Origin of the sequence: Hymenobacter endophyticus, assembly GCF_032464715.1 — a bacterium.
GTDB lineage: Bacteria > Bacteroidota > Bacteroidia > Cytophagales > Hymenobacteraceae > Hymenobacter > Hymenobacter endophyticus.
Window position 1 is genome coordinate 43,915 of record NZ_JAWDJT010000002.1, and the last position, 14,290, is coordinate 58,204.

Consider the following 14,290-nt stretch of genomic DNA (forward strand, 5'->3'; position numbering starts at 1 on the left):
TTTCCCTGCTCCGTACAACCCCCTGCTTACCCTTCCCCGCTCTGTTTATCCCACTACCAGCTAACCTCAATACCCATGCTCGAGTACGCTAAAACCATTCTGCTCAAAGTGAGCTTTGACCGGATTCTTTTCGAAAAAGAATTGCGCAAAGCTCTTCGTAACCTCGTGCCCGTTGAGCTGTCTGAATTGAAGGCTTGGTGCTATCAGCAGTTCTCCAAACTGTACCGCCGGGTGCTGAACCGCGTGTTCCGCCAGGCTGTTGCCGCGTAGCTTTTTTGCTTTTCCCGCACGCCGGAGCCGGGCGCCGCTTGCTTTACCGCAGGCCAGCGCCCGGCTCCGGCGTTTTCGGGTGGTTTACATGCGCGGCGTTTCCGGGGCCGTTTGGCCAGGCAACGCAACCGCCGGGGCCTCCTCCCCCAGCACAAACCGGATATTACGCTGCAGCCCCGCGTAGCCCGTGCGCTTCACCGCCGACTGCCGGAACAACTCCGAAAACAGCTCGTGGGTAATTTCCCGCCAGTCGCCGCGCGTGAGGTCCTTGAGGGCCGGGTGGGCCGTGAATTGTGGCTCCTGGTGAGGCTTGGAGAAACGGTTCCAAGGGCACACGTCCTGGCAGATGTCGCAGCCGAATACCCAGTTGCCGAACTGCCCGCTTACTTCCCGCGGAATCTGGTCCTTCAGCTCAATGGTGAAGTAGCTGATGCACTTGCTGCCGTCCACCACGTAGGGCTCGGTGATGGCCTGGGTGGGGCAGGCGTCCACGCACTTGGTGCAGGTGCCGCAGTAGTCTTTGATGGGGCCGTCATACTCCAGCTCCAGGTCCACAATCAGCTCGGCAATGAAGAAGAAGCTGCCGGTACCGGGCCGAATTAAGTTGGTGTTTTTGCCCACCCAGCCCAGGCCGCTCTTTTTAGCCCAGGTCTTATCCATCACCGGGGCCGAATCCACGAAGCAGCGGCCGCCTACCTCCCCTATCTCCTGCTGCATGTCCTGGAGCAGGGTTTTGAGCTTGTCCTTGATGACGAAGTGGTAGTCGCGGCCGTAGGCGTATTTGCTGACTTTGAGCGTATCCTCGGGCTGCTGCTGCTCCTCGGGCGGGTAGTAGTTCAGCAGCAGGGAAATGACCGATTTAGCCTCGTCCACCAACAGGCGCGGGTCGAGACGCTTATCGAAGTGGTTGGCCATGTAGGCCATCTGCCCGTGCATATTGCGGTTCAGCCAATTCTCAAGCCGCGGCGCTTCCTCTTCCAGAAATCCGGCCTTGCTGATACCGCAATACATAAACCCCAGCTCCGCCGCCCGGCGTTTGATGAAAGCAGTGTAGTGGGCGGTAGGCAGCATGGCGGTTAAATATGCGAACTACAAAAATACATCATCCCGAGCACAGCGAAGGACCTTACCACGTCAGAACAATCCGTTCCGGCGTAATAAGGTCCTTCGCTGTGCTCAGGATGACAGAATGTGGTTTTAGCTGAACAACTCGCCGGTGGCCGTATTCCCGCGCAGGTGCTGGGGCATGGGGCGGCCGAGGTGCTGGTAGGCCAGCTCGGTAGCTTCGCGGCCGCGGCTGGTGCGCTTGATGAAGCCTTCCTGGATGAGGAAGGGCTCGTACACCTCCTCAATGGTTTCGGCCTCGTCGCCGCAGGCGGTGGCAATGGTGCTCAGGCCTACGGGACCACCCTTGAACTTGTCGATGATGGTGCTCAGGATGCGAATGTCCATCTCATCGAGGCCGTTCTGGTCCACGTCGAGGGCATTGAGAGCAAACTCGGCAATTTCGCGGGTGATGGTGCCGGTGCCTTTGATCTGGGCGAAGTCGCGGGTGCGGCGCAGCAGGTTGTTGGCAATGCGCGGGGTACCGCGCGAGCGGCGGGCAATTTCGAAGGCCGCATCCTCATAAATGGGCGTACCCAGAATTTCGGCGGAGCGCAGCACAATACTGGTCAGCAGCTTGGAATCGTAGTATTCCAGGCGGGAGCTAATGCCGAAGCGGGCCCGCAGCGGGGCCGTGAGCATGCCCGAGCGGGTAGTAGCCCCAATGAGCGTAAACGGCGACAACGAAATCTGGACGGAGCGCGCATTCGGGCCCGAATCGAGCATGATGTCGATGCGGTAATCCTCCATGGCCGAGTACAGGTACTCCTCCACGACCGGGTTGAGCCGGTGAATCTCATCGATGAACAGAACGTCGTTGGGCTCCAGATTGGTGAGCAGGCCGGCCAGGTCGGAGGGCTTGTCGAGCACCGGCCCGCTGGTCATCTTAATACCCGATTCCAACTCGTTGGCGATGATGTGCGAGAGGGTGGTTTTGCCCAGGCCGGGCGGGCCATGCAGCAGCACGTGGTCGAGGGCCTCACCGCGGTGCTTGGCGGCGGCCACGAACACCTTCAGGTTCTCCACCACCTTGCCCTGACCCGTGAAATCGTCGAAAGAAAGCGGCCGCAGGGCTTTGTCAATGTCCTTTTCGGAAGCGTCCATGTGGTCGTTGCCCCCGGTCATATACGGTTCGCGCATAAGCGTAAAAAGTAAGTCAATGTGTCGAAAGGTAACACTTCCGGCATGGGCTTGGTGCCTTTTTTAGCAAAAAATATTACACAAAAGCTATTTAGCTAACCTTTTTAGCAAACAAGTTGTGACAGGTGCCGCACAGGTTGGCGGCAGCGTGTAACTTGCAGGCTCATCCGCCGCGCCCTTATGCCTGCTTCCGTCTCCTGGCTTGATGCCCTTCCCCCTGATATTTATGAGCAGCTGGCCCACTGCCTGAGCCTGCACGGCATGGCCGCCGCCGAATTGCTCAGCCGCCCCGAGGCGCAGGATTTAGCTGCCCTGACCGGCCTGAGTACGGGCAAAATTCAGGCGCTGAATCAGATTCAAACCCAGGCTGAGCTGCTGCACCAGTTGGCCACGGAGCCGCTGGCGCTGTACCAATTACTGCTGCTGGGCCGCCTGACACTGGAAACCTCCCTGGCGGCGCCGGTGCTGGCCTACGTGCAGCAGCAGATGCGCATTGATGCCGCGCAGTTGGGAACCCTCAAAGCGTATTGCCTGGAGCTGGGCGGCGCGTTCCTCGTGACGCTGGAAGAGCACGTACCGGCCCCCGCCGGCCTGGCGTCCCTGAGTCTGCACCGCCTAGTGGTTGAGGAGGAATTTGCCCGAATGCTGGCCACGCAGCCTGCCCCCGCCCCGCCCGCCGCCAACCTGCGCCTGGCCGAGCCCCAGCTCCAGATGCTGCGCCTGGCCCTGCTGCTGGTACACAGCCTGCCCAACACCACCGACCACCCCTTTCTGCGGGCCGTGGCGCAACTGCCCAATTTGCAGCCGGCCGCCTTGGAGCCCCTTATTGAACACCTGGGCCGGGTGCGGGCGCAGGAACAGCTCACCCTGACTATGCCCGAGCTGGTGCAGCTCTACCAGGGTATGCAGGTGTGCGGGATGGTGTTCGTGTCGGATGTGATGAGCCGGATTGGGTTGGAAGACGCGTTTCCGGTGCTATCAGAGGAGGAAGCAACGGCCTCGGAAGCGGCGCCGGTAAGCAACCGCCAGGCCGTGGGCGAAATGGTGAGCGGGTTCACGCACTGGGTACAGCACACCTTCCCCGACGCCCCCGAAATTCAGCATGCCCGCCAGGAAATCCTGGCGCTGGCCGATACGCTGGGGTAAATGGTGAAGTTGTGAAGGGTGAAATTGTGCTGTTCTGTCAATCTGCACGGCACGACTTCACCCTTCATAAGTTCACCACTTACCGCGCCAGCAGCACTTCTATTTCCAGGTGCAGCCACTCCTCTTCCCAGGCTTTGTGGGTGAGGCGGGCGGAAATGGGGTAGCCGGCATCGAGCAGGCGGGCTACGGTTTCGTTGTGCCCCTCGGGGAGGTAGCCCAGCCAGAAGGCATCGGGGCCGGTGGTGTACACGCGCACGGCCCAGTCGTCGTAGGAGCTGTCGGGTTCCCGCTGCAGCGCCAGGAGTTGCTCGGGCTGCAGGTGCGGCTCAAAAGCGCGCAGCCCATCCCGGTGGGTGGTGCCGGCAATGAGGCATTCAAGCAATACGAGGGGGCCAGCGGCGGGAGCAGACATAAGCGAAGCAGGTTGGGTTGAGGCCGTAAATTACACGTTGGCGCGGGTTTACGCATCATGTTGCCGCGCGGTTGGTCCGCCGGAACCACGGGCCGCGCCAGTCCGTACTTTTGCGCTACGATGTACAGCAAAACTGAAGTTACCCAACTCCGCCAGGCTTTCTGGACTACGTTTGGGCAGTATATGCAGCCTGTTCCTTCCGCCGAAGGGTTGCCCGCCAACTGGATCAACTATAAAACCGGCCTTAAACACGTGTATTTTCGTATGCAGGCCGACAACCGCCACGCCACCATTGGCATCGAGCTGACCCACCCCGATGCTGGCCTGCGGGAGCTGTTTTTCGAGCAGTTCCGGGAGGTACGCACCCTACTGGAAGAAGCTACCGGCGAGGCCTGGACCTGGGAAGCCAATGCCCTCGACGCCAACGGCCAGCCCTTGAGCCGCATCTACCGGGAACTGCGCCCCGCCAACCTATTCGACCGGGAGCAGTGGCCCGCGCTGATTTCCTTTTTCAAGCCCCGAATCATGGCCCTGGATGAGTTCTGGAGCACCGGGCAATATGCGTTTGACGAGCTGCGGTAGGCACGCTGGATAGCAGCGGGAACAAGTCAGGAGAAGAAACCCGGCCCGGCATTTCCGGGTGCGGCGGCTCACGTTTTCTCTCTCCTATCCCCCAACTCTACTCCATGAAAACCCGGACGTTTTTACTCGCACTGCTGCTAGGCGCCGCCAGCTTCGCCCAGGCCGCTACCGAGGCTCCCGTTACCGCGGCCCCCACTGTTTCAGTGGCTACTGGCGGCTACATGATGATTATTTCCCGCGTGTCACTGGGCTTCAACGTGCAGGCCAGCATCGTGACCGTGTCGCCCGACGGTAAGGAGCAGGTGCAGGAAGTCGATTTCAGCCGCTTCAGCGCCAAGCAAATGGCCGCCAACATGACGGAAGTACACAAAGCCGTCATGGTCGCCATAAACCAGTACACCGCCGATGGCTGGCGTCTGGTCAGCGTAGCACCCAGCGACGTAAGTAGCGGCGGCAACACCGTCTTCAGCCAGACGATTTATTACCCGGAGAAGAAGTAAGCTACCAATTCCTGTCGAAATCCTAGTACCCCGCTGTACGTGCAGCGGGGTACTATGGCTCTAGTAGAGTTAATCCACTCCCAAGTCGTATGTAAAACTATCAGCAAGGCGTATTTCAGGCACTGGTATACCGCACTGGTGGCTGGTGATACCGACAACAATGCGTTGCACCTCGTAGAGCGTAGCGGGCTGCGGCAACAACCGGGCGTAGTTCTGGGCCAACAGCCACTCGGCTAAGTCAGCTACGGTTGACTGGCCCCAGTTGGGATACGGCGGAGTCAGCGCAGCAGTCGAGGTGGTATTGAACAGACGCTGCCACCAGCCAGGCGAACTGGAAAGCCACCTAGTCTGAAATAAATCGGGTAGTTGAAGCTGCAGGCATGTGGCCAAAGTCACTTGTTGCTTTGTACTGGAGCCCAACAGCCCAAGCTCCGGTAGCAGAGTGGCTTTGGTGACCAGTGGTTGCAGAGTCTGCAAGCAGCGTAGCAGCCGCAACAGCAGTTCATCATAGGCCACCGTTCGTGCTGGGTTGGTCGACAGGTTCTTTAACCCGGTAATGGCATGCGCGGCATCGGCTACGGTTAAAAGCTGCTCTGCCATCCGATTGGGAATATCCAAGCCGAAATATTTTTCGAACGCAACGACCAGTTCAACGGAATCAAGGCCCATAAGTGTTACGAGGTGGTCTTAGTTATTTCTGAGCAGGTACTGTCTGTGGACTCATCAAAGCCCCGACGCAAAAACGGCCGCTCTGCCCAGCAAAACGGCCGTTTGAAGATACGCGGAAGGCGGTTTTATTTGAACCCCTCGATACCCGTAACATCCGCTCTGGTGATGAGCAGATGGATGTCGTGGGTGCCTTCACTTCGGGTTGCCCCATACTCTTCCGTTCATCACAAACGTAAATCACGGCGCAGACGGCTTGTCCCTATGGCCCCACCACTGCCGGTATTTTATAGGCAGCATCTTAAAAATAGTTGCCCAAGTAACGGCACAGCTGGCTAACCAAACTAAGCCACCCAGTAAGTAGCCAAATATGCATAGCCCGCCGTCGCAACCACTATTACCTCCCCAATTCCAGCTCGTTACAACCAGAGTTACCACGCAACAGGCAATTAGCCAAGATAACGTGCCACGCCAGCCTAACGGGTAGCACAGTATCCCGAGAACCATAGCAACGAAGAGCAGTGTGCCAATAAACCCCATGTAGGTAGTGCAGTCGGCTTGAGGCGGATACAAACCGGCCGCCCCGAGTGGAGCGGCCGGTTTCCGTTACAGTCAGAACAGCCTTACTTAAACGCCTGAATACCCGTAATATCCGCGCCGGTGATGAGCAGGTGGATGTCGTGGGTGCCTTCGTAGGTTACTACTGATTCCAGGTTCATCATGTGGCGCATGATGGGATACTCGCCGGTGATGCCCATGCCGCCGTGAATCTGGCGAGCTTCACGGGCAATATGCAGGGCAATTTCTACGGAGTTACGCTTGGCCATGGAAATCTGGGCGCTGGTGGCTTTGCCTTCGTTTTTGAGCATGCCCAGGCGCCACACCATCAGCTGGGCCTTGGTAATTTCGGTAATCATTTCGGCCAGTTTCTTCTGCTGGAGCTGGAAGCCGGCAATGGGCTTGCCGAACTGCTCCCGCTGCAAGGAGTACTTCAGGGCCGACTCGTAGCAATCAATGGCCGCGCCCAGCGCGCCCCAGGCAATGCCGTAGCGGGCCGAATCGAGGCAGCTGAGCGGGCCTTTGAGGCCGTCGATGTTGGGCAGGATATTTTCCTTGGGAATCTTCACGTTATCGAACACCAGCTCACCGGTGATGCTGGCGCGCAGGCTCCACTTGTTGTGGATTTCGGGGGCCGTGAAGCCTTCCATGCCCTGCTCCACGATAACGCCCCGAATGCGGCCGTTGTCGTCCTTGGCCCACACCACGGCCACCTGGCTCTGGGGCGAGTTGCTGATCCAGAGTTTGGCCCCGTTCAGCAGATAATAGTCGCCCTGGTCTTTGATGGTGGTCATCATGCCGCCGGGGTTGGAGCCGTGGTCGGGCTCGGTGAGGCCGAAGCAGCCCAGCCACTCGCCCGAGGCCAGCTTGGGCAGGTACTTGCGGCGCTGCTCCTCCGAGCCGTACTGGTAGATGGGGTACATCACTAAAGAGCCCTGCACCGAGGCAGTGGAGCGCATGCCGGAGTCGCCGCGCTCAATTTCCTGCATGATGAGGCCGTAGCTGATGTAGTCGAGGCCGCCGCCGCCGTACTCCGTGGGAATGGTGGGCCCAAACGCGCCCACGTCGCCGAACTTGCGCACGATATCGGAGGGGAAGTAGGCATCCTGAGCCCATTTCTCCACGTTGGGCGAAATCTCCTTTTTCACGAAGTCCCGGATGCTCTGGCGGATGAGCTTGTGCTCCTCGGTCAGCAGGTCGTCGATGTCGTAGTAATCAGTAAAGCCGGCGGCGTTCAGGGAGCCTTTGTTGCGCTGCACCTGGGCCTTGGTGGAAAGAACGTCAGCTTGCGAAGACATAGTAAAGTTGTGGGTGGGATGAGGGCCAAAGATAGGAATTTAGCTACGCACAACCGGGCAGCTTACTCCCTGGTTCCGGCACGAAAAAACCCTGACCGGTACCGGAACCAGTCAGGGTTTTGGAGGACGAGGCGGGTGGCTCGGGAATGCCTGAAGCCGGCCAGCACCGCACTGCGCCCACAATACGACCAGAAGGCAGATTCCTGGCCGGGAAATTCACTACCGCTTCTTTGCAAAGCGTATGCCGAAAAATAGCGTTTCGCTAATCTATTCGCAAAAAATCCTGAAAATGAAGTTGTTCAGAATTTTGCCTTACTCCATCAGCCCATCATCAGAACTTCATTCCCGCAGAACGTCATTCCGAGCTTGCCGAGGAATCTCGCGTGCTGACGTTGTAGTGGTAACCCTGACGTTAGCGCGCGGGATTCCTCAAGGGGCTCAGAATGACGTTCTGTTGGGGGTGACAGACTGGTTTGGTTACTCTGGCAACGTCAGCACGCGAGATTCCTCGCAGGGCTCGGAATGACGTTCTGCTGAGAGTAATGGGCTGATGACCTTCAATTGGTGACGTTCCGTGCGGAACAGCTTACCAACCAGTAGCCGGCCTTAAAACTTCACGCCCACCGAGGCCAGGAAGTTGCGGGTGGCCTGGGGGTAATAGTAGTTGAAGGTGAGGGGCTGGCCGGCGGCATCGGGGTAGCCGTAGGTGTAGCCATTGGCCACATACTCGCGGTTGAGCAGGTTGTTTACCAGCAGGCCCAGCTCCAGCTCCCGCATAAAGGAAGGCTGCACCGTGTAGCGCAAACGCAGATCCAGCACCTGGTAGGCGGCAATGGCTTTGCTGGCCGACTCCGTGTTATCCAGGTACTGGCGGCTCACGGTTTTGTAGAGCAGCGCCGCCCGCAGGCCCTTCACCGGCATCACCTCTACCGTATGCGCCGAAACCACCGAAGGCGAGTAGGAAATGGTGGTGGTGCGGCCCTCGGCAGCAGTTAGGGGGTTATAATCCTTATCGTAGGTAACGGCGCGGTAGTCCAGAATGCGGTTGCGGCTCAGGGTGAGGGTGCTGCTCAGGCTCAGCCACGTGAGCGGCTGGTAGGCGCCCGTCAGCTCCACGCCGGCCCGGTAGCTGCGGGGGGCGTTGGTGCGCAGGGGCGTGCCCACGTCGTTGAGCTGGCCAGTATTTACCAGCTGGTTGCGGTAGCGCATGTAGAAGCCATTTACCTCGGCACGCAGCACCTGGCTGTTCACGGTGCGGTTCAGGCGGTAGCCACCTTCCACATCGTGCAGCTGCTCGGCTTTGGGTCCCGCGTCGTTCAGGGGCCGGTCAGTGAAGTCGGAGCGCACGGGCTCCCGATGGGCCACGGCGTAGCTGGCGTACAGGGTCTGGCCCAAGGGCAGCTGCCAGGTCAGGCCGGCTTTGGGGTTGAAGAAGGTGTACTCCGCCTTGGCCGACACGGGCACCTGCTTGTCCTCGATGCCTGCCAACCGGTAGTCGATGCGACGCACCTGCACGTCGGCGTACACGCTCAGCTTTTCCAGGGCCTGCCAGATGGCGCGGGCGTAGGCGTTGTAGTCGGTTTTGGTGGCATCATTGAAGTAGGAGCGGTGGCGAATGTTGCCCGTGGAAGCGTAGCGCGCCCAGATGACTTCGCCGTAATGGTCGTTGAGGAAGCGGTTCCAGCCTCCGCCCAGCGTAGCCTGCACTCTGCTCTCGGCGGGCTGGTAGTTGAGCGCGAAGATGCCCCCGAAGAAGTAGTTGTCCAGCCATTTACGGTCTACCAAATCAGTGCGCTTGATGGTGGTGGTGTTGGGCGCAGTGCCCAGCACCACGTCGGGCAGGTTGTAGTCGGCCAGCTTACGGTCCAGGCGCAGGCTCTCGTAGTAGCCGAAGCCCCGGGTGAGGTGGGCGGCGGCGGCCACGTTCCAGTCGGTGCCCAAGCCCTGGGTGAGGTGGAGCTGGTAGTGGTTCTGCTGGTAGTTGTCGGTCTGGTTGTCGTAGGTGTAGTAGGCGTAGCGGCGGCCTTCGCGCAGGGCCCGGGCGGCATCCTCGGGGCTTAGCTCGTAGTTATCCACGTACTGCTGCAGGCCGGCGGCGTTGCGGGTGAGGGCCGGCTCGGGCACCCCGTTCCAAGCCTGGTAGGTTTTCTCCCGGCCCGAGAAGGTGATGAACTTGAGCAGCGTGTTCTTCTGCTGATACCCGGCCGCCAGGTAATAGGATTTCAGGTCGGAAGCGCCGCGCACCATGTAGCCATCGGAGCTGATGCGCGACAGGCGGCCATCCACCGTGAAGCGGCCGTTGAGGAGGCCGGTACCGAACTGCACGTTGTTTTTCCAGGTGTTGAAGGAGCCGTAGGTGTTCTGGCTTTCGGCGTAGGCCTGCTGCCGGCTTTCCAGGGTGCTCAGGTTGAGGCTGGCCCCAAAGGCGGCGCTGCCGTTCTGGCTGGTGCCCACGCCCCGCTGCACCTGCAGACTGCTGGTGCTGGAAGCCAGATCGGGCAGGTTCACGAAGAAGGCCCCGTGACTCTCGGCATCGTTCAGCGGCACGCCGTTTACCGTCACGTTGATGCCCTCGATGCCCGTGCCCCGCACCCGGATGCCGGTGTAGCCCACGCCATTGCCGGCATCGGAGTTTACCACCACGGAAGGCGTCTGGTCGAGCAGGTAGGGAATATCCTGGCCGAAGTTGCGCTTTTCCAGGTCCTCTTTACTCAGGTTGGTATAGGCTGTGGCCGTACGCTCGTTGGCACGGCTGGCCGTTACCAGCGCCTCGCCGGTGAGTACCGTCTCACCTTCCAGTACAAAGTGTACAGTTTGCGGAGTTGCTTGTCCAGTGATTTTAGCTTTCAGCGGCTTGTGCCCGATGGAAGTAATGCGCAACTGATGGTCACCAACTGACAAAGCAGGCACAGTAAACTGTCCAAAATCGTCGGTCTGCCCGATAGCAACACCATCTAAGTAAACAGTGGCTCCTGGTAAGGACGTTGCTTCTGCATTTAGCGGCAAAAACGAACTCACCGAACCCGACACGGGGCCTTGCGCCCGCGCCGCGCCGGATACGGCCAGCAGGGCCACTCCGGTAATCAGAAAACTTTTCACTGGTGGAAAAAATGGAAAAGATGGAACGGACCCGGCGCCAGGGGTCGGCACCTTCAGGTTTTTCGCTCGCGGATCGTTTGTTCCCTTCGCCGGCATTACCCGGGCAGGTTCAATGGGTATGATCTCAGCCTGGCAACGCAGGCACCCCTAAACTATGGGCCAAAGGTACACGGGAGTTTCGGTTTTGCGCTGTTCCCACCTCATAATTGGCCCATTAAGCCCATTTTTCTGACCTGAACCCGGATTATAGGGTGAGGGAGTAATTGGCTAAGAAAGCGACCCAGCCGCCGCACAATGTAGCCCGACATGGCTACTTTATTTCCTGATAATCAAGTAAATTAGCTATTCACCGGCCAGAACGAGAGGAAAGTGGGCTTCCGTAAAAACAACCCGCCCCGCCCCACCGTTTCTGTCTGCAAGGCCCCTTCGAATTTCCGGTTTGTTATACCTCAGCTCACCCTCGCCATGCCCTTCTCTAGCCTACTTTACCTGCTTGTTGCGTTGGTGTTCCTGGGGGTGCTGCTGGTATTGCCCCGCCGCCGTATGCGCCAACCGCCCGCCCCCGGCAACGACGATGAGGGCGGCGAACCGCTGGATGACGGCCTGCCCGACTTCGACCTGCCGCCCGGCATTTCCCGCCCCATCAACGACTGGGAGCCGGACTACAACCGGCCCAAAGTGGAGGTGTGAGGGGTAGAACTGAGCATAAAGAAGTGAGAGGTGGGCTCTTCGTTCTGGCAATGTGCCGATAGAACGAAGAGCCCACCTCTCACTTCTTTATGCTCAGTTCTAACTTCTGAGTTCTACAAATCCTTGGCCATGCGGATGTAGGGGATGGTGCCGCGGTAAAACCGGTTACCCTCGGGCTCCAGGCCAAAGGCGCGGTAGAAGTTTTCGTTCACGGCGCGGGCGTCGCACCAGATGCGCTGGGCTCCTTTCTGGCGGGCATCATCCAGCACCTGACGCAGCAGCTGGGAGCCGATGCCCTGGCCCTGGCAGTCGGGGCGGGTGGCAAATTTGCGGAAGCGGGCCACGCCCCCATCCATGAACAAGGAAATCACCGAGACGAGCTTGCCATTGCGAAAGGCGCCGTAGTGGTGGCCCTGCTCGTCCTGGTTCAGCTTCACATACTCAATGGATTCCTGGGGCCACAGTACTTCGTGGCGGAGTGGGTAGGTTTCGGCCGCCTTAATGGGGCGGATGGTAATTTCGGAGGTCATGAAGAGGTTACTCAACGGTGATGCTATGCGAGGTACTAAACTGCTGGCCAGGCTCCAGACTCAGGATGCCTTCCTTGTTGGTGAGGGCCCGGGAGCCGGTGGTGGCGCTGGCAATACCCTGCCAGGGCTCTATGCACACGAAGGGGGCCCCGGGCCCTTTAGTCCAGAGGCCCAGGTAAGGAAACCCATCGAAGCGCACCCGCACCGCCCGGCCCGAGCGGCGGCTGCGCAGGGTGAGGTGGGTGAAATCGAAGTGCTTAAACACCAGCGCATCTTGGGCAAACAGCGCGTAGCTGAGCGGCAGGGTGGCCTGCTGCTTCAGCACGGGCTCGGTCTGGCCCGTAAGTAGGCCCCCATCCAGCAAATGCCGCTGCAAAGTTACGGGATGGTCAAATACGAAGTCATAGTCTTCGAAGGATTCATCGGGCAGCAAGGGGCAGCGGAAGGCCGGGTGTGCGCCAATACTGAACAGCAACTCCCCGGTGCCCGGGTTTTCAACTTCCCAGCCAATAGTGAGCATGGGCCCTGCCAGGCGGTAGGAAATGCGCAGGATGAAGGCAAACGGATACTTCTGCCGGCTTTCGGCGGTGTCACGCAACTCAAACGTCAGCTCGGCCGGGCCTTGGTACAGCAGCTGAAACTCCTGGTCGCGGGCGAAACCGTGCTGGCTCAGGGTGTAGGTGTAGCCGGCGTGCTCGTAGCTGTCCTGGGGGAGGCGGCCCACCAGCGGGAAAAGTACCGGCGCGTGGCGGTTCCAGTAGGCGGCATCGGCGGGCCAGATGTACTCCAGGTTGTTGAAGTCTTTCCGAACGAAGCTGTGCAGCTCCGCGCCGTGGGTGTCCACAGCCACTCGGCACAGTTCATTTTCGAGGGTATACAGCATAAGAGAAAAAGTTGCGGCCAGCCCTCAGGAACGGCGGCTGGGGCCCGAAGGTTAGGCCCGGAAGGTGGCTGGTAGCCGCCAAGCGCCGGTTTTGCCCAGCAAGGTATCCACGTGAAAACAGGCCTGCTCCAGGCGCTCCTCCGGGGTACCGCTGATTTCGGCATAGTTGGACATCTGTTCGCGCAGCTCCCGTTGGTAAAGGTCGTAGAAATATTGGCGGTGGTTGGGGTGCTCCCGCAACGGGTCCGGCTCCCAGGGCAAATCCACGTTCAGCAGCAGCACCAAATCATAGCGCTGCTCCTCAATCCGGCGCAAAATCCAGGGAGGGCAGATACCGAAAGCGTGCTCGGCCCAGATCTTGATGACCAGCAAATCGGTGTCGCAGAAGAACAGAGGGCGGCCTTGCAGCTGCGCGGCTTGCAGGGCGTTCTGCTCGGCGCGCAACTGGCCCTTGGCTATGCGCTCCAAATCGGCGAGGACGTAGCCCGGCCCGTGCTGCTCCAGGTAGTAGCGGGCATACTCGGGAGCCCAGGTGGTGGAGTAATGCTCAGCCAGGAGCCGGCTCAAAGTGGTTTTACCCGTTGATTCGGGTCCGGTAAGGGCAACGCGCAACACGGAGAAGACGGGCAATCAAAAATGAACAATCAGAAAAAGACCAGCCCGGACTCCCACGAACGTAGGCAACTCCGAGTAAACAGGGTGATTAAGCTACTGGCTGCAGCGCGGCTTGCTCCCGGCGCATGGCCTGGCGCCACTCCCAGTAGCCATACACGGCCAGCCCTAGGTACAGCGCGTAGAGCGCACTGGTTGGATAAAGATGCTTGTACCAGAGCAGGGGCACGTACATGATGTCCACTACAATCCAGAGCCACCAGTTTTCCAGCCGCTTGCGCATCAGCAGATACTGCGCGGCCAGGCTGATGGCCGTGGTTATGGCATCCCAGTGAGGCGTAGTGGCATCGGTGTGGTGCTGCAGATAGTAGCCAGCGCCCAGGGTATAGGAAGCAACAAACAGCAGGCAGCCCAGCCACTCGGTGGGCCGGGTGCGTGATACAGCCAGTTTTGTTTCGTTGCGCCCCCCATATAGCCACTGGTACCAGCCGTACAGGCTCAGCAGGATGAACAGAATCTGCAGAAAGCCGTCGGAATAGAGCCCGGCTTGGTAATACACCAGCACGTACAGCGCGCAGCTTACAATGGCCACCGGGAAATTCCAGAGCGACTCGCGCGCGGCCAGCCACACGCAGGCAAAGCCAGTCAGTACGGCCACCCACTCCAGCGGACTGCCCCCAGCGGCGGCGGTCCAGAAATCGTACAATGCCTGTAGCACAGAAACAATTAGTATTAGGCAGGATGCCAGCGTAAAATCCAGTATGCAGCGCGCCTGCATGGTCAAAGCTAACGACTGACGG

General features: G+C 59.6%; 15 protein-coding genes and 1 riboswitch. Of the genes, 5 read left to right on the plus strand and 10 right to left on the minus strand.

Annotation, left to right across the window (positions count from 1 at the left end; genetic code table 11):
* Positions 1 to 75: 75 nt before the first annotated feature.
* Complete coding sequence (locus tag ROI90_RS02470; protein WP_315996766.1) at positions 76 to 270, plus strand: hypothetical protein; 195 nt, start codon at positions 76 to 78, stop codon at positions 268 to 270.
* A gap of 84 nt (positions 271 to 354) precedes the next feature.
* Here the strand turns inward: ROI90_RS02470 and queG are convergent, their stop codons facing one another.
* Together queG and ruvB are read right to left on the minus strand one after the other, a co-directional pair.
* Positions 355 to 1,341, minus strand: a complete 987-nt coding sequence (gene queG, locus ROI90_RS02475) for a tRNA epoxyqueuosine(34) reductase QueG (RefSeq protein WP_315996767.1) — start codon at positions 1,339 to 1,341, stop codon at positions 355 to 357.
* Positions 1,342 to 1,467: 126 nt separating this feature from the next.
* Positions 1,468 to 2,514 (minus strand): Holliday junction branch migration DNA helicase RuvB, encoded by a 1,047-nt coding sequence (gene ruvB, locus ROI90_RS02480; RefSeq protein WP_315996768.1) that lies wholly within the window; start codon positions 2,512 to 2,514, stop codon positions 1,468 to 1,470.
* A gap of 180 nt (positions 2,515 to 2,694) precedes the next feature.
* Here ruvB and ROI90_RS02485 point away from each other — a divergent pair, with 180 nt between their 5' ends.
* On the plus strand, positions 2,695 to 3,660 hold the full coding sequence (locus ROI90_RS02485) for a hypothetical protein (RefSeq protein WP_315996769.1): 966 nt from the start codon (positions 2,695 to 2,697) through the stop codon (positions 3,658 to 3,660).
* 79 nt (positions 3,661 to 3,739) lie between these two features.
* Here ROI90_RS02485 and ROI90_RS02490 read toward each other — a convergent pair whose 3' ends face one another.
* A complete protein-coding gene (locus ROI90_RS02490; protein WP_315996770.1) occupies positions 3,740 to 4,072 on the minus strand; it encodes an HIRAN domain-containing protein in 333 nt (110 codons plus the stop codon).
* Positions 4,073 to 4,192: 120 nt separating this feature from the next.
* Here ROI90_RS02490 and ROI90_RS02495 point away from each other — a divergent pair, with 120 nt between their 5' ends.
* On the plus strand, positions 4,193 to 4,654 hold the full coding sequence (locus ROI90_RS02495) for a DUF4268 domain-containing protein (RefSeq protein ID WP_315996771.1): 462 nt from the start codon (positions 4,193 to 4,195) through the stop codon (positions 4,652 to 4,654).
* Between the two features lie 104 nt (positions 4,655 to 4,758).
* Entirely contained in the window at positions 4,759 to 5,154 is a 396-nt protein-coding gene (locus tag ROI90_RS02500) for a hypothetical protein (RefSeq protein WP_315996772.1), read from the plus strand.
* Between the two features lie 69 nt (positions 5,155 to 5,223).
* Here the strand turns inward: ROI90_RS02500 and ROI90_RS02505 are convergent, their stop codons facing one another.
* From ROI90_RS02505 to ROI90_RS02515, 3 genes are all read right to left on the minus strand, one after another.
* Positions 5,224 to 5,823, minus strand: coding sequence for an acyl carrier protein (locus ROI90_RS02505; RefSeq protein ID WP_315996773.1), 600 nt, complete (start codon positions 5,821 to 5,823; stop codon positions 5,224 to 5,226).
* Positions 5,824 to 6,443: 620 nt separating this feature from the next.
* Positions 6,444 to 7,676 (minus strand): acyl-CoA dehydrogenase family protein, encoded by a 1,233-nt coding sequence (locus tag ROI90_RS02510; protein ID WP_315996774.1) that lies wholly within the window; start codon positions 7,674 to 7,676, stop codon positions 6,444 to 6,446.
* 606 nt (positions 7,677 to 8,282) lie between these two features.
* Positions 8,283 to 10,775, minus strand: coding sequence for a TonB-dependent receptor (locus ROI90_RS02515; protein WP_315996775.1), 2,493 nt, complete (start codon positions 10,773 to 10,775; stop codon positions 8,283 to 8,285).
* Positions 10,776 to 10,837: 62 nt separating this feature from the next.
* A riboswitch (TPP riboswitch) is annotated at positions 10,838 to 10,934 on the minus strand.
* Between the two features lie 306 nt (positions 10,935 to 11,240).
* Here ROI90_RS02515 and ROI90_RS02520 point away from each other — a divergent pair.
* Positions 11,241 to 11,465, plus strand: coding sequence for a hypothetical protein (locus ROI90_RS02520; protein ID WP_315996776.1), 225 nt, complete (start codon positions 11,241 to 11,243; stop codon positions 11,463 to 11,465).
* Positions 11,466 to 11,578: 113 nt separating this feature from the next.
* Here ROI90_RS02520 and ROI90_RS02525 read toward each other — a convergent pair whose 3' ends face one another.
* The 4 genes from ROI90_RS02525 to pnuC all read right to left on the minus strand — a co-directional run bounded on the left by ROI90_RS02525 (position 11,579) and on the right by pnuC (position 14,208).
* On the minus strand, positions 11,579 to 11,995 hold the full coding sequence (locus ROI90_RS02525) for a GNAT family N-acetyltransferase (RefSeq protein WP_315996777.1): 417 nt from the start codon (positions 11,993 to 11,995) through the stop codon (positions 11,579 to 11,581).
* A 7-nt stretch (positions 11,996 to 12,002) separates the two neighbouring features.
* Entirely contained in the window at positions 12,003 to 12,878 is an 876-nt protein-coding gene (locus ROI90_RS02530; protein WP_315996778.1) for an aldose 1-epimerase family protein, read from the minus strand.
* A 51-nt stretch (positions 12,879 to 12,929) separates the two neighbouring features.
* Positions 12,930 to 13,508 (minus strand): ATP-binding protein, encoded by a 579-nt coding sequence (locus tag ROI90_RS02535; protein WP_315996779.1) that lies wholly within the window; start codon positions 13,506 to 13,508, stop codon positions 12,930 to 12,932.
* 73 nt (positions 13,509 to 13,581) lie between these two features.
* Positions 13,582 to 14,208: a nicotinamide riboside transporter PnuC gene (gene pnuC, locus ROI90_RS02540; RefSeq protein WP_315996780.1), complete on the minus strand. Its 627-nt coding sequence runs from the start codon at positions 14,206 to 14,208 to the stop codon at positions 13,582 to 13,584.
* Positions 14,209 to 14,290: the final 82 nt, after the last annotated feature.

Bases quoted from the DNA above. Each gene is read 5' to 3' on its own strand.
- ROI90_RS02510 (WP_315996774.1), bottom strand. From the start codon at position 7,676: ATGTCTTCGCAAGCTGACGTTCTTTCCACCAAGGCCCAGGTGCAGCGC.
- ROI90_RS02485 (WP_315996769.1), top strand. From the start codon at position 2,695: ATGCCTGCTTCCGTCTCCTGGCTTGATGCCCTTCCCCCTGATATTTAT.
- ruvB (WP_315996768.1), bottom strand. From the start codon at position 2,514: ATGCGCGAACCGTATATGACCGGGGGCAACGACCACATGGACGCTTCC.
- ROI90_RS02490 (WP_315996770.1), bottom strand. From the start codon at position 4,072: ATGTCTGCTCCCGCCGCTGGCCCCCTCGTATTGCTTGAATGCCTCATT.
- ROI90_RS02530 (WP_315996778.1), bottom strand. From the start codon at position 12,878: ATGCTGTATACCCTCGAAAATGAACTGTGCCGAGTGGCTGTGGACACC.
- ROI90_RS02470 (WP_315996766.1), top strand. From the start codon at position 76: ATGCTCGAGTACGCTAAAACCATTCTGCTCAAAGTGAGCTTTGACCGG.
- ROI90_RS02495 (WP_315996771.1), top strand. From the start codon at position 4,193: ATGTACAGCAAAACTGAAGTTACCCAACTCCGCCAGGCTTTCTGGACT.
- ROI90_RS02500 (WP_315996772.1), top strand. From the start codon at position 4,759: ATGAAAACCCGGACGTTTTTACTCGCACTGCTGCTAGGCGCCGCCAGC.
- queG (WP_315996767.1), bottom strand. From the start codon at position 1,341: ATGCTGCCTACCGCCCACTACACTGCTTTCATCAAACGCCGGGCGGCG.
- ROI90_RS02525 (WP_315996777.1), bottom strand. From the start codon at position 11,995: ATGACCTCCGAAATTACCATCCGCCCCATTAAGGCGGCCGAAACCTAC.
- ROI90_RS02520 (WP_315996776.1), top strand. From the start codon at position 11,241: ATGCCCTTCTCTAGCCTACTTTACCTGCTTGTTGCGTTGGTGTTCCTG.
- ROI90_RS02505 (WP_315996773.1), bottom strand. From the start codon at position 5,823: ATGGGCCTTGATTCCGTTGAACTGGTCGTTGCGTTCGAAAAATATTTC.